This is a genomic window from Pseudomonas sp. EA_5y_Pfl2_R50 (assembly GCF_963970475.1).
GTDB lineage: Bacteria > Pseudomonadota > Gammaproteobacteria > Pseudomonadales > Pseudomonadaceae > Aquipseudomonas.
The window spans coordinates 1-25564 of the sequence record NZ_CAXAPT010000021.1 but is presented as its reverse complement, the minus strand read 5'-3'; the positions used below and the strand labels follow the sequence as shown (position 1 = coordinate 25564).

26 protein-coding genes and 3 pseudogenes are annotated in these 25564 nt (G+C 56.7%); 11 read left to right on the top strand and 18 right to left on the bottom strand.

The window, feature by feature from the left end; translation table 11 throughout:
* Positions 1-70: 70 nt before the first annotated feature.
* Positions 71-349 (top strand): DUF3509 domain-containing protein, encoded by a 279-nt coding sequence (locus AACY19_RS25590; RefSeq protein ID WP_339454330.1) that lies wholly within the window; start codon positions 71-73, stop codon positions 347-349.
* Positions 350-576: 227 nt separating this feature from the next.
* On the opposite strand, the gene AACY19_RS25585 is transcribed toward AACY19_RS25590, so the two are convergent.
* The 4 genes and pseudogenes from AACY19_RS25585 to aroC form a co-directional block, all read right to left on the bottom strand.
* Entirely contained in the window at positions 577-1122 is a 546-nt protein-coding gene (locus AACY19_RS25585; protein ID WP_339454329.1) for a 1,2-dihydroxy-3-keto-5-methylthiopentene dioxygenase, read from the bottom strand.
* 94 nt (positions 1123-1216) lie between these two features.
* Positions 1217-1306: pseudogene (locus AACY19_RS25580) on the bottom strand (methylthioribulose 1-phosphate dehydratase); the annotation flags it as partial.
* 54 nt (positions 1307-1360) lie between these two features.
* Complete coding sequence (locus AACY19_RS25575; RefSeq protein WP_339454328.1) at positions 1361-2506, bottom strand: MFS transporter; 1146 nt, start codon at positions 2504-2506, stop codon at positions 1361-1363.
* A 31-nt stretch (positions 2507-2537) separates the two neighbouring features.
* Positions 2538-3629, bottom strand: coding sequence for a chorismate synthase (gene aroC / locus AACY19_RS25570; protein WP_339454327.1), 1092 nt, complete (start codon positions 3627-3629; stop codon positions 2538-2540).
* A gap of 130 nt (positions 3630-3759) precedes the next feature.
* On the opposite strand from aroC, the gene AACY19_RS25565 reads away from it, so the two are divergent.
* Positions 3760-4713, top strand: coding sequence for an alpha/beta hydrolase (locus AACY19_RS25565; protein ID WP_339454326.1), 954 nt, complete (start codon positions 3760-3762; stop codon positions 4711-4713).
* Positions 4714-4812: 99 nt separating this feature from the next.
* Entirely contained in the window at positions 4813-5604 is a 792-nt protein-coding gene (locus AACY19_RS25560) for a hypothetical protein (RefSeq protein ID WP_339454325.1), read from the top strand.
* A 100-nt stretch (positions 5605-5704) separates the two neighbouring features.
* Here the strand turns inward: AACY19_RS25560 and prmB are convergent, their stop codons facing one another.
* The gene (gene prmB, locus AACY19_RS25555) at positions 5705-6613 is read right to left on the bottom strand and encodes a 50S ribosomal protein L3 N(5)-glutamine methyltransferase (RefSeq protein WP_064391203.1); all 909 of its coding nucleotides are present in this window, start codon (positions 6611-6613) and stop codon (positions 5705-5707) included.
* Positions 6614-6852: 239 nt separating this feature from the next.
* Here prmB and AACY19_RS25550 point away from each other — a divergent pair, with 239 nt between their 5' ends.
* From AACY19_RS25550 to AACY19_RS25530, 5 genes are all read left to right on the top strand, one after another.
* Positions 6853-7443 carry a cysteine hydrolase family protein gene (locus tag AACY19_RS25550; protein ID WP_122594927.1) on the top strand — a complete coding sequence of 197 codons (591 nt, stop codon included), beginning with the start codon at positions 6853-6855 and terminating at the stop codon, positions 7441-7443.
* A 130-nt stretch (positions 7444-7573) separates the two neighbouring features.
* Complete coding sequence (locus AACY19_RS25545; protein WP_339454324.1) at positions 7574-7894, top strand: hypothetical protein; 321 nt, start codon at positions 7574-7576, stop codon at positions 7892-7894.
* Positions 7895-7968: 74 nt separating this feature from the next.
* Positions 7969-8526, top strand: coding sequence for a Smr/MutS family protein (locus AACY19_RS25540; RefSeq protein WP_339454323.1), 558 nt, complete (start codon positions 7969-7971; stop codon positions 8524-8526).
* A 668-nt stretch (positions 8527-9194) separates the two neighbouring features.
* Positions 9195-9533: a hypothetical protein gene (locus tag AACY19_RS25535; RefSeq protein WP_339454322.1), complete on the top strand. Its 339-nt coding sequence runs from the start codon at positions 9195-9197 to the stop codon at positions 9531-9533.
* 539 nt (positions 9534-10072) lie between these two features.
* Complete coding sequence (locus AACY19_RS25530) at positions 10073-10291, top strand: hypothetical protein (RefSeq protein ID WP_339454321.1); 219 nt, start codon at positions 10073-10075, stop codon at positions 10289-10291.
* 137 nt (positions 10292-10428) lie between these two features.
* Here the strand turns inward: AACY19_RS25530 and AACY19_RS25525 are convergent, their stop codons facing one another.
* Together AACY19_RS25525 and AACY19_RS25520 are read right to left on the bottom strand one after the other, a co-directional pair.
* Positions 10429-11160 (bottom strand): hypothetical protein, encoded by a 732-nt coding sequence (locus AACY19_RS25525; RefSeq protein ID WP_339454320.1) that lies wholly within the window; start codon positions 11158-11160, stop codon positions 10429-10431.
* 650 nt (positions 11161-11810) lie between these two features.
* A complete protein-coding gene (locus tag AACY19_RS25520; protein WP_425335718.1) occupies positions 11811-12218 on the bottom strand; it encodes a hypothetical protein in 408 nt (135 codons plus the stop codon).
* Between the two features lie 522 nt (positions 12219-12740).
* Here AACY19_RS25520 and AACY19_RS25515 point away from each other — a divergent pair.
* Positions 12741-12986, top strand: coding sequence for a hypothetical protein (locus AACY19_RS25515; protein ID WP_339454319.1), 246 nt, complete (start codon positions 12741-12743; stop codon positions 12984-12986).
* Between the two features lie 741 nt (positions 12987-13727).
* Positions 13728-14477 (top strand): substrate-binding periplasmic protein, encoded by a 750-nt coding sequence (locus tag AACY19_RS25510; RefSeq protein WP_150688916.1) that lies wholly within the window; start codon positions 13728-13730, stop codon positions 14475-14477.
* Between the two features lie 581 nt (positions 14478-15058).
* Here the strand turns inward: AACY19_RS25510 and AACY19_RS25505 are convergent.
* Positions 15059-16278 (bottom strand): IS3 family transposase gene (locus AACY19_RS25505; protein WP_445262325.1). Its coding sequence is split into 2 segments (ribosomal slippage): positions 15059-15933 and positions 15933-16278, totalling 1221 coding nucleotides; the frame shifts between segments, so codons are not numbered across the junction.
* A 500-nt stretch (positions 16279-16778) separates the two neighbouring features.
* On the opposite strand from AACY19_RS25505, the gene AACY19_RS25500 reads away from it, so the two are divergent.
* Entirely contained in the window at positions 16779-17168 is a 390-nt protein-coding gene (locus AACY19_RS25500) for a hypothetical protein (RefSeq protein ID WP_150688915.1), read from the top strand.
* 205 nt (positions 17169-17373) lie between these two features.
* Here AACY19_RS25500 and AACY19_RS25495 read toward each other — a convergent pair.
* From AACY19_RS25495 to AACY19_RS25450, 10 genes and pseudogenes are all read right to left on the bottom strand, one after another.
* A pseudogene (locus AACY19_RS25495) lies at positions 17374-17666 on the bottom strand (EAL domain-containing protein); the annotation flags it as partial.
* 183 nt (positions 17667-17849) lie between these two features.
* Positions 17850-18368: pseudogene (locus AACY19_RS25490) on the bottom strand (DNA adenine methylase); the annotation flags it as partial.
* 149 nt (positions 18369-18517) lie between these two features.
* Positions 18518-19060 (bottom strand): lysis protein, encoded by a 543-nt coding sequence (locus AACY19_RS25485; RefSeq protein WP_339454317.1) that lies wholly within the window; start codon positions 19058-19060, stop codon positions 18518-18520.
* Positions 19042-19605, bottom strand: a complete 564-nt coding sequence (locus tag AACY19_RS25480) for a glycoside hydrolase family 19 protein (protein WP_064364600.1) — start codon at positions 19603-19605, stop codon at positions 19042-19044. The genes AACY19_RS25485 and AACY19_RS25480 overlap by 19 nt, the downstream gene beginning before the upstream one ends.
* Positions 19606-19654: 49 nt before the next feature.
* Entirely contained in the window at positions 19655-20704 is a 1050-nt protein-coding gene (locus AACY19_RS25475; protein WP_339454316.1) for a phage late control D family protein, read from the bottom strand.
* Between the two features lie 98 nt (positions 20705-20802).
* Positions 20803-21009 (bottom strand): tail protein X, encoded by a 207-nt coding sequence (locus AACY19_RS25470; RefSeq protein ID WP_150730180.1) that lies wholly within the window; start codon positions 21007-21009, stop codon positions 20803-20805.
* Positions 20984-21829, bottom strand: coding sequence for a phage tail protein (locus AACY19_RS25465; RefSeq protein WP_339454315.1), 846 nt, complete (start codon positions 21827-21829; stop codon positions 20984-20986). The genes AACY19_RS25470 and AACY19_RS25465 overlap by 26 nt, the downstream gene beginning before the upstream one ends.
* Positions 21830-21838: 9 nt before the next feature.
* Positions 21839-24520: a phage tail tape measure protein gene (locus AACY19_RS25460; protein WP_339454314.1), complete on the bottom strand. Its 2682-nt coding sequence runs from the start codon at positions 24518-24520 to the stop codon at positions 21839-21841.
* Positions 24521-24670: 150 nt separating this feature from the next.
* The gene (locus AACY19_RS25455) at positions 24671-25270 is read right to left on the bottom strand and encodes a phage tail assembly protein (protein ID WP_339454313.1); all 600 of its coding nucleotides are present in this window, start codon (positions 25268-25270) and stop codon (positions 24671-24673) included.
* Positions 25271-25283: 13 nt separating this feature from the next.
* Positions 25284-25564, bottom strand: a 281-nt coding sequence (locus AACY19_RS25450; protein WP_339454312.1) for a phage major tail tube protein, incomplete at its 5' end; no start/stop codon positions are given.

The following is a 25564-nucleotide window of genomic DNA, read 5'->3' as shown; positions in this document are numbered from 1 at the left end:
CAAATGCTGGCACAATCGCTGCAACCTCCTCTGCATGCTTGCCATTCAAGTGCATACGGAGCTGAAAGACATGAGCCTGATCCAAGAGAAATTTACCTCCCTGTTCTCCAACTTCGACGTCACCACCGCGCCACGTCCTGATGGCGGGATTCTGCTGACCCTGCGCAGCAACGACGGCAAAGTGTTTAAACGTGCACTGACTTATCAACAACTGCATGCCGGCGACCAACTGTCGTGGGCGATCAGCGCCATTCGCCGTGACCTGGCTGAACAAGCCAGTGAGTTGCCGCAAATTGGCATGTTGCAGAGCCAGCAGCGTTTTGCTCTGCCGACTTATCATTCGCTGTAATTTTTACAACGTTTTAAACAAAACCGGCCGTGAAGCTTTCGCTTCACGGCCGTTTTTTTGTGGCTGATGGAAAACCTGTTGTGGCTGCCCAGCGCCCCGCCTTCGCGGTTCAGACCACAGGTTCGCAGGCCTGCCGTTTGGGCGGCGGCAACAGCACGTCGAAAACGAAACTTACCGCGCTGGTGGTGTCGTCGATGTCAGTCACAATGGCTTTGATCGACTTCGAATCAATCCTCCAGACGCGGGAAGCGGCTGGCGATGTCTTCACCGGTGAAGTTGGCAACCCAGCCTTGCGGGTTGTTGAACAGGCGAATCGCCACAAAGTGCGGATGCTCGCCCATGTCGAACCAGTGTCTGGTGCCAGCCGGCACCGAAATCAGGTCATTCTTCTCGCACAGCACGGCATAGACGTAATCGTCGATGTGCAGGGTAAACAGCCCACGACCGGCGACGAAAAATCGCACTTCGTCTTCGCCATGGCGATGTTCTTCGAGGAACCTGGCGCGCAGTTCGGCTTTTTGCGGATGATCGCTGTTCACGCTGATCACGTCGACGGTGATGTATCCGCGCTCGGTCATCAGCTTGTCGATCTGCTCTTTATAGGCACTGATCACTTCTTCCTGGGTAGCGCCCGGCTGGATCTTCGCCGCGGCTTGCCAGCGGTCGAAGCGCACGCCTTGCTCGGCCAGAGTCGAGGCGATGTCTTCGAAATGGGTCAACACCTTGTTCGGAATGTCGGGGGTGGAAACGTGATAGACGGACAGGCTGCTCATTGGGGCAATTCCTCGGTATCGGCCTTGCCGTCCGGCTCTTGCAGACCGGTAGGGCACAGCATTTCATCAGGCAAACAGGCTGCTTCTGGTGAAGTCAGCCTTGGCGGTTCGTGACGCTGCGGGTTTTCAACTCGCATTCAAACAAAAATTCAAAGACCTCGATCTGCCGCAGCGCCGCGAACATAAAGAACACGCCCGGCGTCAATGCTCTGCTGGGCGAGTTGTTCACGCGTCAGGCTCATGGCCTGTCCTCTCGCATACGTGTCGCAATGATAACGGCAGCAGCGAGCGCCGCGAGACTGGCAATACTAAAGGTGAATGTCGCGCCGAGGGCATTCCAGCTGTAGCCGGCATACAACGCGCCCATGGCGCCACCGGTGCCGGCCAGTGCTGCATACAGCGCCTGACCCTGGCCTTGCTGACGCGCACCGAAACTGCGTTGCACGAAAGCAATGGCCGCCGCGTGAAAGCTACCGAACGTTGCCGCATGCAACACCTGCGCGAACAGCAACACTGAGAGAAATTCAGCGAACGATCCCAGCAGCAACCAGCGCAGCGCCGCCAGCAGAAAACTCGCCATCAGCACCCGACGCAAGGAAAACCGCGCAAGAATCCGGCTCATGACCATGAACATCAAGACTTCCGCGACCACGCCGACAGCCCAGAGCATGCCGATCACCCCGCGGCTGTATCCAAGTTGTTCAAGGTGCAGGGTCAGAAACGTGTAATACGGCCCGTGGCTCAATTGCATGAGCGCAACGCAACCATAAAACGCCAGCACGCCGGGGCTGCGCAGTTGCTTGAGAAAGCCCTCACCGCCCGGCCGATTGCCTTGGGGTGGTTGCGCGTTCGGCACCCACAAACTGCTGAGGACGATGCCGGCCATGATCAGCACCAGCGCCGCCGGGTAAATGTCGAGGCTCAGCCACTCGAACAGACGTCCGAGCGCAACCACGGTGATGATGAAACCGATTGAGCCCCACAAGCGAATCTGGCTGTACCGCGAGGTCTGACCCTGCAAATGCGCGAGGGTGATGACTTCGAACTGCGGCAGCACGGCGTGCCAGAAGAACGCATGCAGCGCCATGACCAGCGCCAGCCAGGCGTAGCTCTTGCTGACGAAGATCAGCGAAAAGGTTAGCAATGTGCACACCGCTCCAAAGCGCACGATGGCCAGGCGTCTGCCGGTGTAATCACCGAGCCAGCCCCAGATATTCGGCGCCACGCAGCGCATCAGCATCGGGATGGCGACCAGTTCACCGATTCGCGCCGGGCTGAATCCGAGGTGATCGAAGTACAGCGCCAGAAACGGCGCTGTCGACCCGAGCAAGGCGAAGTAGAACAGGTAGAAACTGGACAGCCGCCAGTAAGGGAGCGCCGCCACGGTTATGCCGCGACGACTTTGAGGTCCGCCATCAAAGCTGGCCCAGTACCGGCGTCGTCACGCGCACATCGGCGTTCTGGCCACGGTGACGCAACAGGTGATCCATCAGCACGATGGCCATCATCGCTTCGGCAATCGGCGTGGCGCGGATGCCGACGCAAGGGTCGTGACGGCCCTTGGTGATCACGTCCACCGGGTTGCCGTGCACATCAATCGAACGGCCCGGCGTGGTGATGCTCGACGTTGGCTTCAACGCCAGATGCGCAACGATTGGCTGACCAGACGAGATACCGCCGAGAATGCCGCCAGCGTTGTTGCTGAGGAAACCTTCCGGGGTCATTTCATCGCGGTGCTCGGTGCCGCGCTGGGCGACGCAGGCGAAACCTGCGCCGATTTCCACGCCTTTGACCGCATTGATGCTCATCAGCGCGTGGGCCAGTTCAGCGTCGAGGCGGTCGAAAATCGGCTCGCCCAGACCGGGCATGACACCTTCTGCGACCACGGTGATCTTCGCGCCAACCGAATCCTGATCGCGGCGCAACTGATCCATATAGGCTTCCAGCTCCGGCACTTTGTCCGGGTCGGGGCTGAAGAAAGCGTTTTCCTCCACTGAATCCCAGGTCTTGAACGGGATTTCAATCGGGCCGAGCTGGCTCATGTAGCCACGAATGACGATGCCTTGAGTCGCAAGGAATTTCTTCGCAATCGCCCCGGCCGCCACGCGCATCGCGGTTTCCCGCGCCGAACTGCGGCCGCCGCCACGGTAGTCGCGCTCGCCGTATTTGTGGTGGTAGGTGTAGTCGGCGTGGGCCGGGCGGAACAGATCCTTGATCGCCGAGTAGTCCTTGGACTTCTGGTCGGTGTTGCGGATCAGCAGGCCAATCGAGCAGCCGGTGGTGCGGCCTTCGAATACGCCGGAGAGGATTTCGACCTCGTCGGCTTCCTGGCGCTGGGTGGTATGGCGGCTGGTACCCGGCTTGCGACGATCCAGATCGCGCTGCAGGTCTTCGAGGGAAATCTCCAGGCCCGGCGGGCAGCCGTCGACAATGGCGACCAACGCCGGACCATGGCTTTCGCCAGCGGTGGTGACAGTGAACAACTTGCCGTAGGTATTGCCGGACATGCAGGACGCTCCGTGAAATCAAACCCAAATTCGTGATGCGCGCCAGTATACGCAGGCTAACCGAGTAGTTCATCCTCGAACCTTAGTGGTGCTGGCGAGTCCAACCGGCATCTTGGCGAATGATGGCGTGATGATGCTGCGAGTTTTGATCTTGAGTCTTACCCTGTTTACGGGCTTTGCCCAAGCGACGGTCCTACAACGTCCGGTCACTTTGGATACCGGCACCGGTGAGCTTTTCGGCTCGCTGTTGCTACCCAAGTCTGACAATCCGGTGCCGGTTGTCCTGATTATTTCTGGCTCAGGTCCTACGGATCGTGACGGAAACAACCCCGAGGGCGGGCGCAATGACAGCCTCAAGCGCCTGGCCTGGGTACTGGCCAAACACAACATCGCCAGCGTGCGCTACGACAAGCGCGGGGTGGCCGCGAGCCTCGCGGCGACACCGGATGAGCGCAATTTGTCAGTCGAAGCCTACGTCGCCGACGCCCAGGCCTGGGCGCGCAAGCTCAAGGCTGACCCGCGCTTTGGCCCGTTGATTCTGCTTGGCCACAGCGAAGGCGCGATGATCGCTACGCTGGCCGCACCGGATGTCGATGCGACGGCGGTGGTTTCCCTGTCCGGCAGTGCCCGCCCCATCGATCAGGTACTGCGTGAACAACTGGCGCGCAGCCTGCCGCCGCCGTTGATGCTGCGCAGTAACGAACTGCTCGACAGCCTCAGGGCCGGTCACACCGACGACAATGTGCCGCAACCGTTGCAGGTGATTTTCCGTCCGAGCGTGCAGCCGTATCTGATTTCGCTGTTCCGACAAGACCCGGCCAAAGCCTTTGCAAAGCTGAAGATGCCCGCGCTGATCGTTCAGGGCAGCAACGATATCCAGGTTGGCACCGAAGACGCGAAGCTGCTCAAGGCGGCCAAACCGGACGCCGAACTGGTGGTGATCGAAGGCATGAACCATGTCCTGCGCATCGTCAACAACGACATGAAGCGTCAGTTGGCGTCTTACAAGGACCCGAATTTGCCATTGGCGGCAGAACTGGGCACGAAACTCATCGAGTTTATTGACGGACTTCGCACCCGTTAACCGTTGTTCACCCTCCAGTCCTGACAAAAACGGCCGATAAGCCTTTGTCGCCAGCGCAATGGCTGGCGACAAGCAGGGCTTGGACAGGATCTCGCCGTTATGACTGATACCCAGACTTCACCCGACACCACCGCTGAAAAAGACGCACCGCCAGCGGTCGAGCTGCCGTGGGCGGATGTCCATGTCGAGCACCACAAAATGCTCCGCCTGGCCCCGCTGCAAACCGACCGCAACACCGGCGGACGGCCATTGCGTTTTGTCGAATTCGGCTACGCCGAGCGCAACAGCAAAGAACACAGCCTGATGCGCATGGCGATCAAACTGCCCGGCCAGCGTGTGCGCAAAGAACAGAATCAGCTGGATGTCTGGGTCAATCACACCACCCAGCGTGTGCATTTCGGCCCCGACAGCGGCTTGCAGATCGAACCGCTGAACCGTGGCATCGGCCGTTTCATGGCCGCGCAAGGCATCAACTGGGCGAAAAAACGCTGGCCCGCCTACACCGTCGACGGCATGGACTTGAACAACAAGGACGCGTTGAACGAGGACACGCGTCTGCGTCGTGATCACTTCCTGCGGGTTCACGGCTTTGATGTGGTGTACGCCGATGCCCAGCACTTGAAGGGCAGCGTCAAGGAGGTGCAGGTCGGTGATCTGCTGGGCGACTGGAACAGCGAAAAACTGCAGATCGTCGAGATTCTGGAAGCGGCGCAGATGCTTCAGCAGGCTGAGCAGAATCTGGCTGAGCAGGAAGTGAAGCTGAAGAAGCAGGAAGAGAAGGTCAGCAAATTCAAGCGTGAGGACGCGGGGTTGCGTTTCACGATTACCTGCCTGGTGGCGTTTGCAGTGTTTCAGGCGGGATTGTTGATCTGGATTGCCACGCACCGCTGATGGCTTGAGATCGCAGCGCGGCCATTCGCGAGCAGGCTCGCTCCCACAGGGAAATGCATTCCAAAGGTGGGAGCGGGCTTGCTCGCGAAGCTTTTAAAGGTCAGACGCGGGAAGCGAACAAGGCCTGATGATCGCGGCACTGCTCCGCGGTCAACATGAACACCCCATGCCCGCCACGCTCAAAGTCGAGCCAGGCGAAATCGACTTCCGGGTACAGCGCTTCGACGTGCACCTGGCTGTTGCCCACCTCGACAATCAACAAGCCCTTCTCGGTCAGGTGATCCGCCGCTTCAGCGAGCATTCGCCGCACCAGGTTCAGACCATCGTCACCGCAAGCCAGGCCCAGCTCCGGTTCATGCTGGTATTCGTCCGGCATGTCGGCGAAATCTTCCGCATCCACATAAGGCGGGTTCGACACGATCAGGTCGAAACGCTGACCTGGCAAACCATCAAAACCATCGCCCTGCACGGTATAAACGCGCTCGTCGACGCCGTGGCGTTCGATGTTCTGATTGGCCACCTCCAGCGCTTCGAAGGACAGATCGGCCAGCACCACTTCGGCGTTCTGGAACTCGTAGGCGCAGGCGATGCCGATGCAGCCGGAACCGGTGCACAGGTCGAGGATGCGCGCAGGTTCAGTGCCGATCCATGGGGCGAAGTGGTTTTCGATCAGTTCGCCAATCGGCGAACGCGGGATCAACACGCGTTCATCGACAATGAATGACATGCCGCAGAACCACGCTTCGCCCAGCAGGTAAGCGGTGGGAATGCGTTCTTCGATGCGACGCTTGAGCAGGCGTTGCAGGTTGACCAGTTCGTCGTCTTCCAGCGCGCAGTCGAGGTAGCTGTCGGCGATTTCCCACGGCAAGTGCAACGCGCCGAGTACGAGTTGCCGGGCTTCGTCCCAGGCATTGTCGGTGCCATGGCCGAAAAACAGATCCTCCCCATGGAAGCGGCTGACGGCCCAACGGATGTGGTCGCGCAGGGTACGAAGTCGGGAAGTGATCACGGGGCAGAACTCCTGAAAAAACGACTGGCGATTCTAGCAGCCAAAACGCGTCACGACGACGCGGGAAAAGCGCCAGTACGACAGTAGGAGTTTTCTTTTTTTAGCATCAGCCATTGAACAGAACGTGTAACTTGACAAGGCTGCAGGCCAATAACGACGGTGCCTACGATGGTAGCGATTCACAGAACCGCTCAGCCAGAGGACAATGTCGCAAAAGCCCCACCCCAAGGAGCCCCAGAATGTCCGTTCCAAAAACGATGTTTCAACTCAGCGGCCGCGGTTACGCAGCAGCCACTTTGAGCCATGCCACCGTGGTCATCATCGATGCCCAGAAAGAATATCTCAGCGGCCCCTTGGCCCTGAGCGGCATGGACGCGGCCGTCGCGAACATCAAACAAGTGGTTGCCGCCGCCCGTGCAGCCGGTCGCCCGATCGTGCATGTGCGTCACCTCGGCACCGTCGGTGGCCTGTTCGACCCACAAGGCGAACGCGGCGAGTTCATCCCGGGCCTTGAGCCGCAGGGTGATGAAACCATTATCGGCAAACTGCTGCCGAGCGCATTCCATGGCACCGAGCTGCTTGATCGCCTGCAAAACCTTGGCTCGCTGGACCTGATCGTCTGCGGCTTCATGAGCCACTCCAGCGTCAGCACCACCGTCCGCGCAGCGAAGAACCTGGGCTTCCGTTGCACCTTGGTCGAAGACGCCTGCGCCACCCGTGACCTGCCGTTCAAGGGCCGCGTACTCAGCGCCGAAGTCGTGCAGGAAGCGGAAATGGCGATCATGGCGGACAACTTCGCCACCCTCGCATTGACGCAAGACTTGATCTGATCCGCTCTGATGAGCGGCTCAGCGCGCCGCTCATCTGCAAAATCCTCTCATTTGCCGCAAATGCCATAGCCTCAGGAACAACCCGGTCAACTCCCGGTCGAAGGGCCGATACCCATTGAGGAAGGTCGGAATGAAGTTATCCGATGGATTTGACGCACGCCGCTTGCGGCCCAAAGGCCAAAGCAACTGGCGTTTTCGATTCGGCGCAGCGATTGCCGCCATTCTGGCGACGTTCGGCGTGCTGCTGGCGATGGCCGGCGCGGCCAGCCTGCTCGGGCGCCCACCGGCGCTCGGTGATTTGAACGCTACACCGATGGGCTCGGCGATCATTCTGGCGGTCGGTTTGCTGTTTCTGTATTTCGGTGTCGCCCTGTGGCGCCGCTGCCGCCGTCGCGCACGGCAATCGCGGGAACTGAACATGGCTCCGCACCTGATGAAAAAACACGATTGAATCACCGGCCTGGCTTTTTGCCGGGCCGTTTTGTTTCGACTTGGGTAAACTGGCCGCCCTTCGCGGAGGCTGACATGCAAGACGACGATTTTTCCCTGTTCAAAAGTGCGATCCAAGGCGTCAAGCCGATCAAGCACGACCGCGCCGACACCGGCAAACCCAAGGCTGACCGCGCACAGATCGCCAAGCTGCGCCAGTCCGCCACCGTGCGCACCGATGCCACTACCGTCGATGGCCTGTCCGACCAGTTCGTGATCGACGTCGGCCCGGAAGACGAGTTGATGTGGTCGCGTGACGGCGTGCAGGAAAGTCAGATGCGCAAGCTCAAGGTCGGCCAGATTCCGTTCGAAGGCAGCCTCGACCTGCACGGCATGAGCGTGGAAAAGGCCCGCGAAACCCTCTGGGCCTTTCTCGCCGAAGCAACCAGATTCGAAATCCGCTGCGTGCGCGTCACCCACGGCAAGGCCGTGCGTCTGGACGGCAAGCGGCCGATGATCAAAAGCCACGTCAATACCTGGCTGCGCCAGCATGCGCAGGTGCTGGGTTTCTGCTCGTGCCAGGCAAAACACGGCGGTGCCGGCGCGGTGTATGTGATGCTCAAACGCACCATGATGGAAGGCCGCGACGAATAATCGCGTAACACCGAACTTGCAGGGTTGTGTCCGCCACCGTACCCTTGCCCTTTGCGAAAATCCCCACAGGTAGTTTCATGTCCCTGGAACAGAATTACACCGCCATGTTTAGGGGTGGGCAGTAGGTTATCAGGGCCAATAAAATCAGGGAGTTAGCCCCAAGTACAACCCAGAATTTCATGCTAGTACGCAGTTATTGGTACAGAAATTGGTACGGGATTCATATCCCACATACATCGAAAAAGCCCCGCATCGTTTGCAACGATGCGGGGCTTTTTTCATTGTTGAATGAGGTTTAACCGTAAATCAAATGGCGGCTATCGGCCCAGCGTGTGTAAAAACGTTTTTCTGCGCGATTGGTGTCCAAAGTAGAACCGCAAATCGCGTTTCTACGCAAAATCCAGGTCTGCAAACCAGCCTGTAAATTTCAGTTTTAGCATAGAAGAGCCAACTTCAATTTTGGATCAGCGTTTTTACACACTCCGGGCCAAAAGGAGTCGGACGCGAAGGGCCGCTTTTGGTCGATTCTGTTGAAAAAATCGGTTTCCCAAAAGCGCTCGAGTATTGATAGATGAAAACACCTCTGTTGCACGCTGCTGTGTGAAATCCAAGTCCTAATCCGTCTGCCAAAAATTTAGATTTCAATCTCAGGCGCGTACTTTTCTGGCGTGGAATTCGAAGCCGACTTTTCAAAAAAGTCGGCCGTTACCGACCGGTCAAAACTCTCATCTATTGCCGGCCTGCACTGTGCTGTTCTAAACAGACTCGAGGCTGGTCTCGCTGAAAAAGGTATCTGCCAGTCAGCCAGCCGGATAAAACTGCGCTTGGGATTTGCCGGCCCTTTTGGCACGATAAAGTGCTTCATCGGCCTTAGCCAAAACGTCAGCGAAATCACCTTCGATCCAAACTGCGCCGCCAATGCTACAGCCAACCCTGATCACCACGCCATGTTATTAATTAGTGGAGGTAGCAGTGCGTTGAGCGTCAATGAAGCAGTAGGGAGCTAGCTTCCCCGAGCAGAAAGGAGAGACTGCTTCTTGCCGTTTGCGGCCGCTCGCTGGCTCCGATAATGGATCGGACGTATTGATCGGCTCGCCCCCGTAAATAAAGGCCAAAGCGGCATCTTAAATAAGCCTGTATCAGTTGCATACTAGCTAAATTTATTCAGTCGAAGATCCCGTTTTTGCTTCCCATCTCTTTAGCAATTTTTAAGCAAGCGTTTTCGACTCCAATCTGGACACTGCTGAGACTGTCAATAAGACGGGATTGAGGCAGGAGTAATGGGCAGCGCTTTTGGTGTCGCTCGGTTCAGCTTGCCTTGGCCCCATATTAATTTTGAGTTCGAATCTCTCCCTCACCGTCATACTAATCTAACGCAACCACTTGATTTCTTGAGAAAACTTGGTTTGTGCTTTGTTGGTGTCTGAGAAATGGCCATATGGGACAAATGCGCCATCCTGGTGGGCTCGATGAATGGGCGCACGGCTACTCTGATATGAGTAGCACGAACTAGACTTTCCGAAACTATCGCTCAAGGACGATCCACATGCCAGGTAACTCATATCCCAACATCATCACAGCCGATGCACTGACGTTGCTGTTGCACAACCAGCATGCGCTAGGTGCAGCGATGGAAGAAATCACCCATTGGATATCAGGGGCTGGCGCGGACAATGTTGCCGATAACGCCACTGCGGCCCTGGAAACACTGGACACGAATGCAAAAGCGATTTCAGATGCGATTATGCGGTTACGACAGTGCTAAGGAATCGCATGACTGGCAGCACACCGCCAAAAGCGAATATTAAGTATTGCTGAATTATTTGTGATTAATATGCACTCGCGAAGTCGATAAAATAAAAAGCCACGTATCACGTGGCTTTTTTCTAGCCGACTGAGAAATTAAAGTGATTGTAACGAAATACTGGCACTCGTTGAGTCTTGTTGGCTGTCTGCATCAATCCAGACCCATTGAGTACCGTCTCCTTGCAAGTTATTACTGATATTCTGAATCTGAGTAGCAACAATCGTGACAGCCCCTTTTTCCGAAGCAGTAGGTCCAATATTAGTAACTTGCCCAACGAGCAAGCCATTAGACGTTTCATTCACAACAAATACAGTCGCGGCGGCTTCTCGGAACTGGCACGAAATAAACTGGGTGATTTTGCTGACGATTGTCAGATTCATCCATTTCGAAGGCGGCACGGAATAATAACGATTATATTTGTTGAACGGATACTGCTCGCCGTTAGCCTGCAATGAATTGTTGCTCAGTCCGCTCGTGTTTGTCGGCATACTGGTACTGCCCAACCAAACTTCAACCTGTGCAATTCCACTATTGCTTGGTAGCGAAACTGATATTGTCTGAGTGTCACTGCCAGAGACGAATCCCAACGAGGCCAATCCGGCATTCGCGGTGGTACCTGGAACAGTAATAGTTGCAGGAGGCTGGCTATTACTCCATACAACATTTACGGCAGCATTGTTATCACTGCCGGCGGAATTATAAATGAAAATCCCGTAAATCTGACCAGGGCGCAACGTCGTGCAAGTGGCGGTGTCACCTGCATTTAAAGTGATTCGTTGGCCGCCATTCCAGTTAATTTGTGATGCCGCAATAGCAAAGCTTTCCATGGGATCGTCCTTTAATAGCTTAATTGTATGAGTTGATGCGCAAAACATCCTTAAGTCCGTTGCGCGAATACGAGAATAGATCCGTTAAAAAAAAGTGTTTTTAAATTTTTAGAGTGATTGGCTATTAAAGAATGATAGCTAACAGCCATTTGCGCTTTTCGCTGTAAAAGGTTGGTTTCCGTGACTAACTCCAGGCAGTATCTCTAGGCAGGAGGCAACTTCTCCATTGACCGTTAATCGCTATGAGCTGATTTCCGCCTTCGGTCGAAGCGGCCTATGGGAACGATGGCTTTCGCCGATTTTGTTGAAGAACTCGGTCATCTAAAACTGCCTGGTCATTGACCAGTAAAAAACGCCTTTTTGCACGCACCTGCGTGAAATCTGCGTCAGGAAACCTTTCCCAAAAATAAAGATTTCAATCCCGATCGCGTACTTTTCAGCTGCGGAAACCAGGTTCGACTTCTTCAACAGCCTCGGCCGAGAGCAGGCTTTGACGATCAGTGGATAGAGCGCACTCATGGCCATTGAAAATTTGATAAAAACACACAAGCACTATCACATGCGATCATGCAACTTCGGGGTGGTAGGGGGTAAACCAGCCTTACACCGATATGATTCGGTATAAGACAGGATGGCAACTGCAGGTGATTTCAAGCACCAGATGTTCGCTGATAACGGGAAGCTGCGGGCGAGCTTTCGCTAGCTGAAGTTATTTGCACCAGGTTGCCTGTTGCCTTCTCACGCGCACGATCTATGCCCCATGCGAGAGCCGTTGTCATCGTGTCGTTATGTAACTCATCATGAGCTTCTTCAAATAGGGCGACGCCTTCCTTGTTATAAACACCGATGAACAGCTGCGTTCGTCCCCTTCTAGATACTCTGGTCTGAACATCAATAATGCTGCCATCAATCAACACCTCATCGTGTGACCGGCAGTGCAAACCACAATCCGCCCAAAGCCAATACCTCGAACCTCTGCGCATCATGTCTAAGGTCTCCTTGACGTTTGAATTGAGTACCGCATCACTATTTTTAGTATGCAAAATAATGACAGTCAACCTCGGTAAATGTCCATTTATCGGATGAGCTCAATTACTGATAATTTCGCCCTATGTTCAATAGCCCCCCACACCCGGCACAGGTGTGGGGGCCTTTTTTCGAGTGTCGGAAACCACGCTGCTCAAGTCTGGTCTATCATTTCCCCGTCATCCGGATCCACACAGATACCCCTAGAGTTTCCAGCAGAGAGGGGAAATGTCGTACGTCTTTGAAGCTCTGGCCACCGTCACGGTGATCGCCCACTACCAAGAGTGTCCACCTGCCAAATTGACAACTCTCGAATGTCCGGTGCGCTGGAGTAAGGTCGGCCCCGATCGCACTCGTGTCAAACTGGCGCACTTTTTGGAAGGACCCAAGGGCGCCAATATCCTGCGCGTAATACTCCCTGACGGGCTGATGTGCAGGGGCAATCGTTGGCGAAAGCAACCAACCGCTGGGCGGCTGGCTGCTGATCAATGTAGAACCCGAAGAGCTGGGGTTTGCACTGCCGGCGAACGGCTCCGGTTCGAACGAGGATCAGGATGGATAAGGCATTATCTAGGCTGAATCTGCCGCACGCGGTGGAGATTCAAACGCTGAAACTTCTGCTGCAAATTGCCCGGGCGCACACGGCGGACGATCTTTTTCGCGCCAGTGACCGCGCCGAAGGGTTTGTGCTGGGCCTGGAGACGGCCAAGGTACTAAACGCGGCGAGTATCGAAGGTCTGTATACAGCCTTCGAGGCGGCCGCCACGGAGCGGCGGCAGGAGCCGCACAATGATCGGTGAAGGCATTCACGAAAACGTGTTACGCGCCCTGGTGGAGCAACATACGGTGCGTTAATGCTTGGTAGCCAAGGTCGACGGTGGCCCCGACTGGGGCTTGTCGATTCGCCGGGAACAGCGTCGCGCGCTGGGTGCCGGTGCGATCGAGACGTGTGCGGCTCCGCACATAGGCCAGCTTGACCGTGGTGGGGCGCTTTGCCAACAGCGTGGGGATTAAGCGATTAAGTGTAGAGCTGTGACCGGCGTCATCTTCAAAGCCAATTGCTTCACCTACCGTTTCTCAGATGTATTGGTTGATCTAGATTGCCGTAAATGACGGTTTGGATAAGGATTCAAACCCGTCCCTATATCCTTCTGGGCCACTTCAGGCCAATGAAATGCATGTTTTACCCTTTAGCAAGTGGCGTATTGTGGTCTGCACCGGCCCGTTAATGCCCTAATTTTGCCCTTGAGTTACGACCGCTCGGCTGACCAGCACCTATCGACAGGTCGTAAGATTCCTGACTGACAGCTATCGGCCAGACTGGAAGGTCACTACGTGCACCACCCGATATTGACAAGAGGCAATCCACTAAACGCTCTTTAGAAACCTGCGCCATGTCGTACTGGTTCGTATGTATAAATCGTCGTGGCGAAGGTTTACGGAAGTGCATAAGGCGTTTTACGTGTGTTAGGTACTATACTAATTTCGCCCTACTAATCAGAACAACCCTTGATCACCGCACAGCCCACTAGGCAGAACACGTGAAAGATTCGACACTTATTGCCGCGCTGCTCTGCCTGTTACTTGGCACTATCGTCAAGGCCGAGCAGTACCAGGTCGTTACTGAAGAGTGGGCGCCGTTCAATTACCAGGAGAACAATCAGATCACCGGCATGGCCACGGAGATCGTTCGAGGCATAATGGTACTGACCGGGGATGACTTTGAGGTGGTGGTACTGCCCAGTATGCGAAGCGCCCGTGCATTGAAAAACCGGCCCAAGACCATCATGTATTCTCTATTCCGCACGCCAGAGCGTGAACCGTTATACAAGTGGGTCGGACCGATAGTGGAGGAGTCCATTCACCCCTATCAGTTAGCCAATGCCCTGCAGCCGGTGAATTCCTTGGAGCAGCTACTGCATGCCCCAAAAATTACGACGAGACATGCCGGCCTCATACCCGAGATTCTGCAGTCGCGGGGCTTCAACAACCTCGAAAAAACTGCAACCGAGAGTCTGCAGCTCTATCGTATGCTACTAGCCGGGCGCACCGATATAATTATAGGCGACACCGATGCGGGAGTGGCTTACTACAGTCGCAAGTTGAACATCGCCCCCAGCGCGCTGCGGCAGATTCCCATCGAGCTCTATCGTTCATCGCTTTACATCGCATTCAGCCGCGACTGCGACGACGAACTGGTAGCCTCCTGGGCCAACGCCCTAGAGCAACTGCGCTACTCGGGCGAGCTGAAGCGCATCCAGGATCGATACAATCAACCCCTCGGGCGATGAAAGCGCGGAATCAGCGCAACCCCGCTTCGCATGTATCCATGCCTTGCTCTCACTCACGCGGAGCATAAGCAATGAAATTTTAAAACATACTGCCATCAGCCTTGGAAAAATGGAACGGCTCAACACGGCATGCCAAAGGAGCCTGCTGAGCAGATGATGCTTCACCAAAGTGAGCAGTCAGAGGTGCTCGAGTGGTTCAGGTCGACACTGCCGTTGGGAACGCTCGGAACAACGGACCGGATATGATCATTGCGAAGTAGCTTGGTCATAGTTGTACCCGCATGCTTGTCCCGCGCCTGCACTTACTAAGGAACACTATCGAGCAATAGCGGCCCTTGGTTGCGCGTGCGGTGCGAGACTCGACTCGAACCAGCCCTTTAGTAGCGATACATCGAATCCTACCTACCATGACACTAGAACTAGGCCTTGGTTACCGCTAGATAAGGAAGGTCTAAGTGCATCTTGTGCGTATTCGCGCTCGAAACTTCAGAGGCACCACCTACGTTAAGTCCCACCTTAATGGACACAGCGATTTTATCGGTGATGGACTTGCCCCTACAAAACCGGACACCAACTCCCCGTTAAATTGATGCAGCTGCCAAGCGCCTGAACTCCCTCGGTGAGCGATAGTTCAAAGCGCTGTGCGGATGCTGCTCGTTGTAATGCTCAAAGGCAATTGCCAGGTTACGCAGCGCCGTTTCTCGATCCGGCTTGGGCATGTGCGCCACGTAATCCCGCTTGATCGTCTTCACGAAGCTCTCGGCCATGCCGTTGCTCTGCGGGCTGCGCACTGGGGTAGTCACCGGCTGCAAACCGATCTGTCGAGCAAACAGGCGCGTTTGTTCGGCGGTGTAGGCCGAGCCGTTGTCGCTTAGCCACTGCACCGGCATGGCGGGCAGTTGATCACCGAAACGCTTCTCCACACTTTCCAGCATCAAGTCGCGGATATCGTCGCCGCTGTACCCGGTCGGGCTCGCGACCCAGCCGATGGCTTCGCGATCACAGCAGTCCAGGGCGAAGGTCACGCTCAGTTTGGCACCGTCCTCGCAACGGAACTCAAAGCCGTCCGAGCACCAACGCGTATCACTGGTTTCCACCGCAATACGGCCTTCGTGCCGACGCGGCACGCCGGGCTGTTTGATCCGGCGTTCAAGCAAAAGGTTGTGGTCACGCATCACCCGGTAAACCCGTTTCACGTTGACCGCCGGCAGCGACCGCTTTTCACGTGCACGACGCAGCAGTCCCCAGACGCGACGGTATCCATAGCTGGGCAGTTCGCTGACCTCTTGCTGGATTTCAGCGACCAGTTCTACATCGTTCACAGGCCTGCTTCGCCGCACTTTGGGCGATACCGATTGCTTGATTCGCACCGTTAATTGCGAGCGCGCCACACCGAGACATTCGCTGACCAGCTTCACTGGTCGTCCCCCGGCAACAAGGGTGAGTGCGCAATCCATTTTCGCGACCGGGCGATCTCCACGGCCTCTTTGAGGATTTCGGCTTCCATCGTTTTCTTGCCCAGCATCCGTTGCAGTTCACGGATCTGCTTGAGCGCATCGCTTAGCTCGGAGGCAGGCACCACGGCTTCGCCAGCACTGACCGCCGACAGGCTGCCGTCCTGATACAGCTTGCGCCACAAGAACAACTGATTGGCATTGATGCCGTTGCGCCGAGCCACCACTGAAACGCTTTGTCCTGGCTCAAGGCTCTCTCGAACCATGGCCAGTTTCTGCTCTGGGCTCCAGCGACGACGCCGCTCCTGGCCCAAAAGCTCACCACTCTTATCGTTGCTATTAGTCATAAACATAACCGTTTGCCTATCCCTTATCGTAAGGGGGAAACGGTGTCCTGTCTTTCATGGGGCTCGTTCAGGTGACCAGTAAGATATCATTATGCTAATAAAGACCAGACAACAGTTGTGGCGTGCCAAAATTATATTTTATGAAGATTTTTCTCGATTTTTTTCAAAAGAGATCTACTCTGAACGTATCAGGTGCCTTGCATTGGATGGAAACACTTATGGGTCGAACGGAACGTGATGCGTTCGAGGCGTCATTGCCTCACGCTTTATTAGCTCGCGCCGGTGACGGGTATGTAAATGAAACCGTCGACCATGATTGGAAAGTTTGGCAGCTCGCATGGTTAGCAGCGCATCAACTCCAACCTCTTCCTCCAGAAAAGTGCGTATTGAAATGCGAATTAACTAAAGATGAGATTGAGTACATAAAAAACATTTTTTAGAAAAAAGCCGCACAATTATAGGGTAACGTTGCTTTTGATTTTTAAGCTTAGGACTTGCCCATGAAGAAGCTCGACGGATTTCAACTTAAACTATTTTGTACCATCGATGACTTTTATAGCACAAATTACGTTTCTCAAGCGGAATTCAAAGCGCTCCTGCAACCTCTTAGTATAAATGATAGTGCCACTCCAAAATATTATCAGCATTGCTATACAACGATCAGACCCTGTTTGTCTATATTCATACCTCTCAAGCAAGCCACTGATCCAAAGGTTTGGGAAAGCATTATTGGCTGGATGAAGGGGCACAGCAGAAGAACATTGAGATTAAAATACAAAAATGTGTACGGCGATATAGTTACAATGGAAGAAATTCAACCTCTATTAGAAAGAACTTTAAAGGAATTAACTTCAATATCACACCACTGCACACCAACAGACAAAAATTAATTATTTAAATCTATTTCCGCCATTTACTGCGCGCTCAGAAATTAGTTTACGCAAGGGAAGTTTTGTTACAAAACCTCCTCCAATATTATAATTAACTTATCCAGACACCAAGGCTTCTGGATATAAATAGTCGATCGCGGGATAGTTGCCGGCGCTAATATCCGCTGGCGAAATCATTCATATTTAGCCGTACCTCTAGTTGCTAGAGTGCAGCCATCGTGGCCAAGGCTCCTTCGGTATTATTTAGCGTGCCATTTTCGGTTATCTCAAGCTCAAGTCGACTTGCTGAAAACTGAGTGGTGATCAGGTACTCACGTACGTCTTCATCTACGTCGCTGGGGGTAAACTGGGCCTGTTACGGGCTAAGCAAAGCACCACATCGTCGGGCCAAATTAGGGCTGTCTCTCAGGCTTCTTGCAATACCCAACGTCCTTAGGGAACCATCAGGTCCGTCTGCTCTGCCAGAGGAATGAAGAGGTCAGGACAGAGCAGGCCCTCAGTCGTCCAACTACGGCGCTGTGACATAAGGGAATGCAGGCGCATAAGTTTAGATGTCCATTTACTCTTACTCAGTAAGTGTTCTTCATTTGGGTACTTTCACTGGGGCATATGTTCCGACGTTCTGACGATACCCCTACTACAGCGTGAATCCTGGGATTAGGTACAAGCAAGGCGCGATCAGTGGAAGGTATGGCCACGGTCATAGCGTTCGGCGCATTTAAGCCACGAGAGATTTTCGACGTACGTTCCGAACATGCGCTGCCACGCGGCCGAGAGGTTTTCCTCGATGCGCAACAGGTTGATGGCCGGGGCAGTCGTCGCCGTCTCGAAAGTCTGACCCGAGACCTTGCCGGCGAAGGCATGGTGCTGCAGGTAAAAGAATCGGGCGGCACGCTGAATGTCGGTGAGGGTTTCGGGGCGGGTCATTTTCTGCCATTCGAACACCTGCCGCGAGCTCAGCGCCCATTTGAATTGGCGCACAAATTCTTCGAGGTGGTTCTGCACGACGCGGTAAAGCGTGACCAGGTCGCCGTTGATGTCGTTGAGGACTTCGACCGGCGATGGCTGGGGCTTCATGAAGTAGAGCGCGGCACTGCCGGCAAAGACTTCGACATAGCATTCGTGTGGCGGAAAATGCGGAATGAGGCGGTCGGCCAGGCGGCGTTTGCCGCCCATCCAAGGGATGATGGGTGTAGACATAAAAAGCAAGACCTTTACTGTATGGATAAACAGGTGCTAGGCTCGCCGCGCTTTGTGCACGGAGCAAGAGCCTTGGCTGGACTTGCAGGGACAATCTGCAGGGACGGCGGCCTGTCCGGATGTTGACGCATCAGGACAGGCAGCTCTTTTCACTTCGGTGTTGAGATTTCATTGGCGTATGCCTGACAGGCCGCGAGGGCAATCAGCCCCCGGTCTCCGTCATCGGTGACGCCGATAATTCGTTGAGCATGCGCTGGGTCAAGTTCGGCTCTTGTGGAGCCATGAACCACGCCGACGGTGGCGGTGGTGGCTGACAACGATCCGTTGCCGGCGCCGGTGGTGGCGTCGAGGAGGACTGACAGGCGCAGATCAGCAGTGGCAAGACGGTCGCGCAGGCGACCTTGATCACGTTCGGCATCACTCAAGACTCGGTAATGGGTTTGTTCACTGGTTGCCAGGCGCTGCTCGAGCTTGAGGCGTTTATCCTGTTCGGCACGCTGCTGAGCGGCCGAGGCCAGATTCAGTTGGTTGAGGGTTTCGGTGTGGAGCCGGGCCTGCTCTGCGAGCTGTTTGCCGTAGCGCCAATCCTGTACTTGCCAGGTAATGGACGCAGAACCACCGACCAAGACGACCAGCAGCACGCCTTTTGCCAGTAGCCGATACGGCGCCGGGATCAGTTCGCCGAAACGCATAGCACCGCCCTCGCCCGTCCCCACAACTCCAGCCGATCCTGTAGGCCGTTGAGGCCACCGTTGATCCTGCGGGTGATCGTGTTGAATTCATTTTGATCGGCCAGCGCGTTCAGTCCATTCACGGACCAGAACCATGCGGCCGACTCGGCGGCCCACTGCGGCAGCTCCAGCAGTTCAGGGGTGCGCAGCAATCGCTCGTCACCGAACAGCGCCAAGCTGCAGCGCAGGTAATTGTCGTGACCGGTGACCTGGATCAGGCCGCGACCGCGATAGCGCTGGCCATCACCATCCGCTGCCGGCGTGTTGCCCAGTTTCGCAGCCAGGCTGCCGGTGTCGTATTTGCTCAGGTATTGGTCGCCGCCCAGTTCCCGGACGTACTGCAGCTGACCCGACTCGTGACCGACTTGCGCCAGAAACGCGGCTTGGCGTTTCGGCGTATTGATCTGCCGATGAGCCATGGCTGCGTTGAGCGCGGATACAAAAACGCCCGCTTGGCGGCGGGCGTTGGGCATGATGCTTTGCAGCTGTTGTTCAGTGATGGACATACAAACTCCAGACGTAAAAAAACCGCACTCAGGCGGCGATGGGATGCGGTTACTGTTTCTCGATGTTCACGACCTTGAGGGGTGGTTTCGACCCTTTCTTTTTCTTGCTCTTGGATTTACCGGCTTTGCCGGCATTGCATTCGACCGTGGTCGACCAGCCGGACTGGGTGAACACCTGCTCGACCGAATCCGCCAGGTATTCGCCATCAAGCCCGACCTTGAAACCCTGAGCGATGATGGGACGCTCAGCGAAGATGTCAGTTCGACCGGGCATCTCAAGCCGCACATCAGCGGTCGAACGGTTGAACGCTGACAAACGGGCCTTTGCCGCCGCCTCAGCGGCGCCTTTATCTGGGTAGATATGGCGGTCGGTATGTACTGCCGGCAAGCCATCCGGCGCGTCATCGTTGTCGATGGTGACCACGGCGAGCTTGCCGTTCTTTTTGTCCTGATGCTTGGTGGCCACCGCCTTGTGCGAATTGCGATCACCGAGACTGAATTGCCAGCGGCTAAGGTCACTGCGGGTCAGCGTGATAGCGTCAAATGCTTTGCCGCTGGCCGTCTGGCCACCTTGGCGCGGCATCACCAACAGCTTGCCATCGGCGACCTTGGCTGTGCAGTCGTACTGCTTGGCCAGACGGGTGATGAAATTAAAATCGGACTCATTGAGCTGGTCGACCCGGGCGACCTTGGTCGACACCGGACACACCGGCGTCCAGCCATTGCGCGCGGCCACGTCAGCCACGATCTTCGACAACGGCACGCCTTCCCAGCTTCCGCTACGGATGGTTTTGCCACTGCCACGCACGTCGCTGGCCTTACCCTTGATCACGATCGTGTCCGGCGGGCCTGACACCTCGACCGTATCGACGGTGTAACTGCCCATACGCGTCAAGGTCGTTTCGGCATAGCCCAGGTAGATCTCGATTGAGCTGCCACGCCGTGGCAATTGCACTTGCCCATCACGGTCGTCGATACGCAACTCAAACTCGTCGGACTCCATGCCCGGCTTGTCAGAGGTTCGCAGCAACAACAGCCGATCGTTGATCTTGGCCGTGATGTCGGCCCCATCGGCGACAATGCGAAACATCGGAGTCATGGTTTTTTTCCAATAAAAAACCCGCACAAGGCGGGCCAGAAAAACAAGGTGTCGTTACGCGTAACGCGACGCGGCGCCGGCGAAGGCATAGCTCCAGGTCAATCCCACAAACTAACGCCTTCATTGGTCGGGCTGGGCAGATCCGGCAGGACGATGATCACGCCCAACCGGAAAGGCTGAGGCTCATCGGCCAGCCCCTGATTGGCATCGAGCACGGCCTCGACGCTGCCATTCAGATGGCCGTAAACGTTGTTGCAAATCACATCGAGCATGTCGCCGTCAGACGTCCTGCATATCGTCGCCATAGCGCTCAAACTCCAAAGTAAAACCCTGTTTGCGGGCAATCCCGCCATGCAGCAGTGCGGATTGTTCCTCGTTGATGTTTTTTAGGCACCACGTCCCGATCACCTCGCCATAGCCCGTGGTCAGGGTCAGCGGTTGCTGCCTGGCCCCGATGGAACGCAGCGTGTCGAGCTGCTTTAAACCGCCTTTGAAGCCCGGATAGATCGTGCCCTTGAGCGTCAACTTTTCATCGCCCATACCGATGGCCTGCTTCGCCGGCCGACGCGTCAGCCGCTCCTGCGAAGCCCACCGGAATTCGGTCGAACGGCTCAGCTCGTCGAAAGCGGCCGTGTCCAGGTTGAAGTAATACGGCTCAATCTTCGGGTCGCGCGGCTGAATGATCATCAGATGCGGGAACGGCTTCACCGCCTCCGGCGCTGGCGTGGCCTCCACGGCAAAGGAACTGGTGGGCACGATGTTGGCCAGCGACGGACTGACCTTGCCGGCAACGTTGTTAATCACCGTGGCCGCCTTGCCCGCCTGTTCCTTCAATGTGCCCAGCCGCTCCTGCACTTCGGCCGCCGCCCGGGTGGCGCGGCCGTACACCGCCGCCACCTGACCGACCTTGGCCTGAGCCGCGTCGACGCCGCGCATCACCCGCTGAAGCTTGGCGCCGATGGCCGGCCCGACGAACGGGATGTTTTCCAGCTCGGACGCGGCGCCGGTCAGTTCGCGGATCGCGCCATTGACCGGGGACAGCATGCCATCCGCACTACGCCGCCCGGTTTCCGCCGCCTCCACCAGATATTTCAGAGTTGATTGCATCTGTTCCATGTAAGCCATGAAACCTCCTTACACATGGGGTTCGTCGTACAGCGTGGCGGCGTTAGTCTTCGCCGCGTCCGCCATCATTCGCTGCATGTGCGGCATCAGATCCTGCGCCAGGCGCTGAGGGTCTTTCACATCCCCCTCTACCGTGACCGGCATACTCAGCGAATACTCAAACTTTTGATCCACCTTGGCCGGCTCCGGCTTCGCCGGCTCCTTGGGCTGGATAGCCAGCGCCGCCGACTTGAGTGGCGCCGTCACCGCCATCGAGCGCGCGACATCACCCAAGACAGGGCCTTGCTGCGCCGCTGACGCCATCATGAGCGGCGTGGTCGGCACCGGCGCCTTTGCCGTTTGCTCGGGCTTTTCATCCTCACCGCCGAACAGCGACTTACCCAACGACCCGCCCAGCGCCGCACCGCCCTGACTGCCCAGGTAAGCACCGAACATGCCGCCGATCGCGGTGCCGATGATCGGCACAACCGAACCAATGGCGGCGCCTGCTGCTGCACCGGCCATGGTGCCGGCCAGGTTGCCGGCAGCCGAACCGTAACCTTCGGCTTTTTCGTCCTTGGTCTTGGCGTTTTGAAAGGTTTCAAGCGCCATCGCGCCGGACTCCAGCAGCGTGCCGCCAGGAATGACCTTGGCCGCCTTGCTGACCTTACCGACTGTTTCTGCTACGACGCCGAGCTTGGACAATGCCCCACTTGGAACAGAAGGGACTGATGGCACCGGGATCGAAACAGGGGGACGCGAAGCCGGAACGGGTGGCCGTGAAACCGGAACAGATGAACGTGAAACCGGAACAGGTGGACGAGGCACAGATGGGCGAGGACCTCTCGAACTCGGCAACGACCGGCGCCGAGCGCTGCGCCTTGACCCACGCCCACGTCGGCGCGATTCGCCCGACGCATCCACACCGCCACCCATAGCGCCGGCATTGACGACGAAAACCTTTTTGACGCCGTCGTTACCTGCGCCACTGTCAGTACCAAGGCCACCGCCTGTTGCCGCTTCCTTCACCCGCGAAACAACATCCAGGCCAGTCGCTACCAGATCAAGTTCTCCGGGGTTTTTATTTGGGGCTTCGCTCCCATTCCTGCCACCGCGCGACCCACGCGCAAGGTTTAGCAGCCCCTTGCCGATCTTGATCGTGCTGAAGATACCCTTCAAGGCGATCAGCCCCGCCCCGACCGTGGCGATACCGGCAACTACCCCGGGCGCGCTATCAGTCAGCGACGTAATGCCTTTAGTGACCTTGGTCAACGACTCGGCCACGGTGTCCGTCACCGGGCGCAGCGCATCGCCGATGCTGCGCATGGCGTCATCCATCGACTGGGCCATTTCCGCCCATTTCTGCGATGACGACTCGCGCCGTTCGGCGAGGTTCTTGTCGAGGATGCCGGTCGCGTCACGCGAATCGTTTTTGAGCTGGCTGTACAGCGCCTTGTTCTGCATGTAGGCCGACAGTGCGGCCTTAACCTGCATGTCGGCGAACAGGTCGCCGGTGCGCAGGGATTCTTCCAGCGAGGCCATCATGGCCTTGGCCTTTTCAGGATCGGCTTGCTCGCTGATTTTTGCCGTGGCCTCGGCCATTTTCGCCGCACGTGCCGGATCGGTCGCCTGAATGTATTTCTGAGCCAGCGCCATACTGGTTTCGAGCGTCGACATGCCGTTTTGCAAACCGGTCTGCATCGATCCCTTGTAATCAATCCCGGCTTTTTCGTAAGCCTTGACCGTATCGGTCGAACCGATTTTACCCATCCAGTTTTTCAGGTTGTTGGCCGCTTCGTCCGAACTGCCGGCCTGCTTCATCTGAACCTGCAACATGGCGCCCAATTGCGTCACCGCGTCCAAGCCGGTGATGCCATTACTGGCCATGTTGGCCAGTAACTCGGGGAACCACTTGGCCATGTCGGCCGCTTCAAAGCTGCCCGCCTGCCCTTGGTACGCAATCGCCTCCAGCGCCTGCTGCATTTGCTTGGGGTCGGTGATTTTGGCGTTCTGCCCCAGGGCGTTGATCATCTTCGCCGTGTCGACACCGCTGGATCCCTGCCCCACGACAAACTTGGCCGCGACAGGCGCGTACTCCAGCGCCTTGCTCAGGTCCATACCGGCGCCGACCAACTGATTGACCACGTCGGCCACATCATTGCGCGCCATGCCGGTATCGCGCGAAGTGTCGATGATCTTGCGCGACATCTCCTGCTCTTGCGGCTTGTTGGCAATGCCGGCCTTGATCGCGATGTCACGGACAATCGCGCCAAAATCAGCGCTGACCTTGGCCGGTACCGCCATGGCACCAACACCGACCACCGCCGCGCCGACGGCGCCCTTCATGCCCTTTACGCCAGAATCAATCTGCTGATGACCCTTGGCTTTCAGCTCGGCTTTGTTGGCCGTCTGCCCCATCGAGCGATAGGCTTTTTCCAGCCGGCCGACCTCGATCCCCTGTTTTTTCAGGCTGTCGAGGTTTGAGTTCAAACGGTTGAGTAACTTGGACGCACCGGCCGCGCCGGTGTCGTGAGCCTTTTTCCATTCTTCGCGCAGGCGGATGGTGTCGCCAATCGTGCGCTGCAGCACGCGCGCTTTGTTGCCTTCTGCCTCGAGGCGCTTGATGCGCCCGGTCACATCCTTGAACGCGGCGCCGACCGTGGAACTGACGGCACCGCCGATCACCAGCCCAAGGGCGATTTTGTTTGCCATGTGATGGCCCCCATGTGCCCAGCACTACCCAAAGCGGCTCAATCCGTGAGCCACCACACCATATCCGCGAACGGCATCGACTGGATCTCAGCGGCGGAAAATCCGGTTTCCGCCGCCAGACGTTTCGCCGCCCACTTGATCACGCTGGGGTTAAAGCCCGTCGTCGTTGTCCATGCGAAAATAGCCGGCCTGCAAGCGGTTAAAATCCACCAGCTTCAGCCCCTCCAGATCCGCCACCGAAGCGCCGGACAACGCCGCAAACAACACCAGCTCGCGCTGCTCATCGTCGCCACCCACCTCACGGTTGGCCGCTCGCACGTCGCCCACGGTCGGCGAACGCAAGGCCAGCTTGTCGACGGTCACGCCATTGATTTCACTCGGACACGACAGCGTCACCAGCACCTGATCGGTGGTCAGCGACAACCACGCCGGCATCGAGTCCGAATAATCGGTTTTCGGTACCAGGTGCGAATACGCCGTTTGCACGCGGCGATAATCCGTCAGCTTGAGGCCTTCCAGATCCTTCAGTCCGACTTCGGCGAGACCTGCGAACAGCATCAGTTCGCGCTGTTCGTCGTCGCCGTTGGCAGCACGATCAGCCGCGCGCACTTCACGCACGGTCGGGTTACGCAGGTTCAACGTCTCGACGTCGATGCTATTGGCTTGGCTTGGGCGGGTCAGCGTTACGACGGCACCGACTGCACTGAGCGACAGCCAGGCCGGCAGGTTTTTAGCGATTACTTGAGTCATCTGGATCTATTCCTTACAGGCCCAGCGCGTTGCGCACTTCGAGCAGTTGGTCTGTGCCGTCGATCACCTGAATGCCGGCGACCATGTCGATTTCGTACATCAGGCGCCCGTCGATTTCGAGCTTGTAGTACGTGACCGAAACGGCGTGCTTGATCTCGGCCGCATCACCGGCTTTCCAGTCACCGAGATCGACCTCTTTGAGGCGACCGCGCAGAGTGGCAACGACCGCTGTCACCGCGCCCTTTTGGCCCTTGAAGGCACCTCGGAACGTGGCGTTGAACGCCGTGCCGTCAG

Excerpts from the sequence above, each read along its gene's own strand:
- AACY19_RS25515 (WP_339454319.1), top strand. The coding sequence starts at position 12,741 with ATGGATAAGGCATTATCTAGGCTGAATCTGCCGCACGCGGTGGAGATT.
- AACY19_RS25485 (WP_339454317.1), bottom strand. The coding sequence starts at position 19,060 with ATGCGTTTCGGCGAACTGATCCCGGCGCCGTATCGGCTACTGGCAAAA.
- AACY19_RS25465 (WP_339454315.1), bottom strand. The coding sequence starts at position 21,829 with ATGGCTTACATGGAACAGATGCAATCAACTCTGAAATATCTGGTGGAG.
- AACY19_RS25470 (WP_150730180.1), bottom strand. The coding sequence starts at position 21,009 with ATGGCGACGATATGCAGGACGTCTGACGGCGACATGCTCGATGTGATT.
- AACY19_RS25480 (WP_064364600.1), bottom strand. The coding sequence starts at position 19,605 with ATGTCCATCACTGAACAACAGCTGCAAAGCATCATGCCCAACGCCCGC.
- AACY19_RS25590 (WP_339454330.1), top strand. The coding sequence starts at position 71 with ATGAGCCTGATCCAAGAGAAATTTACCTCCCTGTTCTCCAACTTCGAC.
- aroC (WP_339454327.1), bottom strand. The coding sequence starts at position 3,629 with ATGTCCGGCAATACCTACGGCAAGTTGTTCACTGTCACCACCGCTGGC.
- AACY19_RS25540 (WP_339454323.1), top strand. The coding sequence starts at position 7,969 with ATGCAAGACGACGATTTTTCCCTGTTCAAAAGTGCGATCCAAGGCGTC.
- AACY19_RS25585 (WP_339454329.1), bottom strand. The coding sequence starts at position 1,122 with ATGAGCAGCCTGTCCGTCTATCACGTTTCCACCCCCGACATTCCGAAC.
- AACY19_RS25455 (WP_339454313.1), bottom strand. The coding sequence starts at position 25,270 with ATGACTCAAGTAATCGCTAAAAACCTGCCGGCCTGGCTGTCGCTCAGT.
- AACY19_RS25560 (WP_339454325.1), top strand. The coding sequence starts at position 4,813 with ATGACTGATACCCAGACTTCACCCGACACCACCGCTGAAAAAGACGCA.
- AACY19_RS25545 (WP_339454324.1), top strand. The coding sequence starts at position 7,574 with ATGAAGTTATCCGATGGATTTGACGCACGCCGCTTGCGGCCCAAAGGC.
- AACY19_RS25500 (WP_150688915.1), top strand. The coding sequence starts at position 16,779 with ATGAAGAAGCTCGACGGATTTCAACTTAAACTATTTTGTACCATCGAT.
- AACY19_RS25460 (WP_339454314.1), bottom strand. The coding sequence starts at position 24,520 with ATGGCAAACAAAATCGCCCTTGGGCTGGTGATCGGCGGTGCCGTCAGT.
- AACY19_RS25530 (WP_339454321.1), top strand. The coding sequence starts at position 10,073 with ATGCCAGGTAACTCATATCCCAACATCATCACAGCCGATGCACTGACG.
- AACY19_RS25550 (WP_122594927.1), top strand. The coding sequence starts at position 6,853 with ATGTCCGTTCCAAAAACGATGTTTCAACTCAGCGGCCGCGGTTACGCA.
- AACY19_RS25565 (WP_339454326.1), top strand. The coding sequence starts at position 3,760 with ATGATGCTGCGAGTTTTGATCTTGAGTCTTACCCTGTTTACGGGCTTT.
- AACY19_RS25475 (WP_339454316.1), bottom strand. The coding sequence starts at position 20,704 with ATGACTCCGATGTTTCGCATTGTCGCCGATGGGGCCGACATCACGGCC.
- AACY19_RS25525 (WP_339454320.1), bottom strand. The coding sequence starts at position 11,160 with ATGGAAAGCTTTGCTATTGCGGCATCACAAATTAACTGGAATGGCGGC.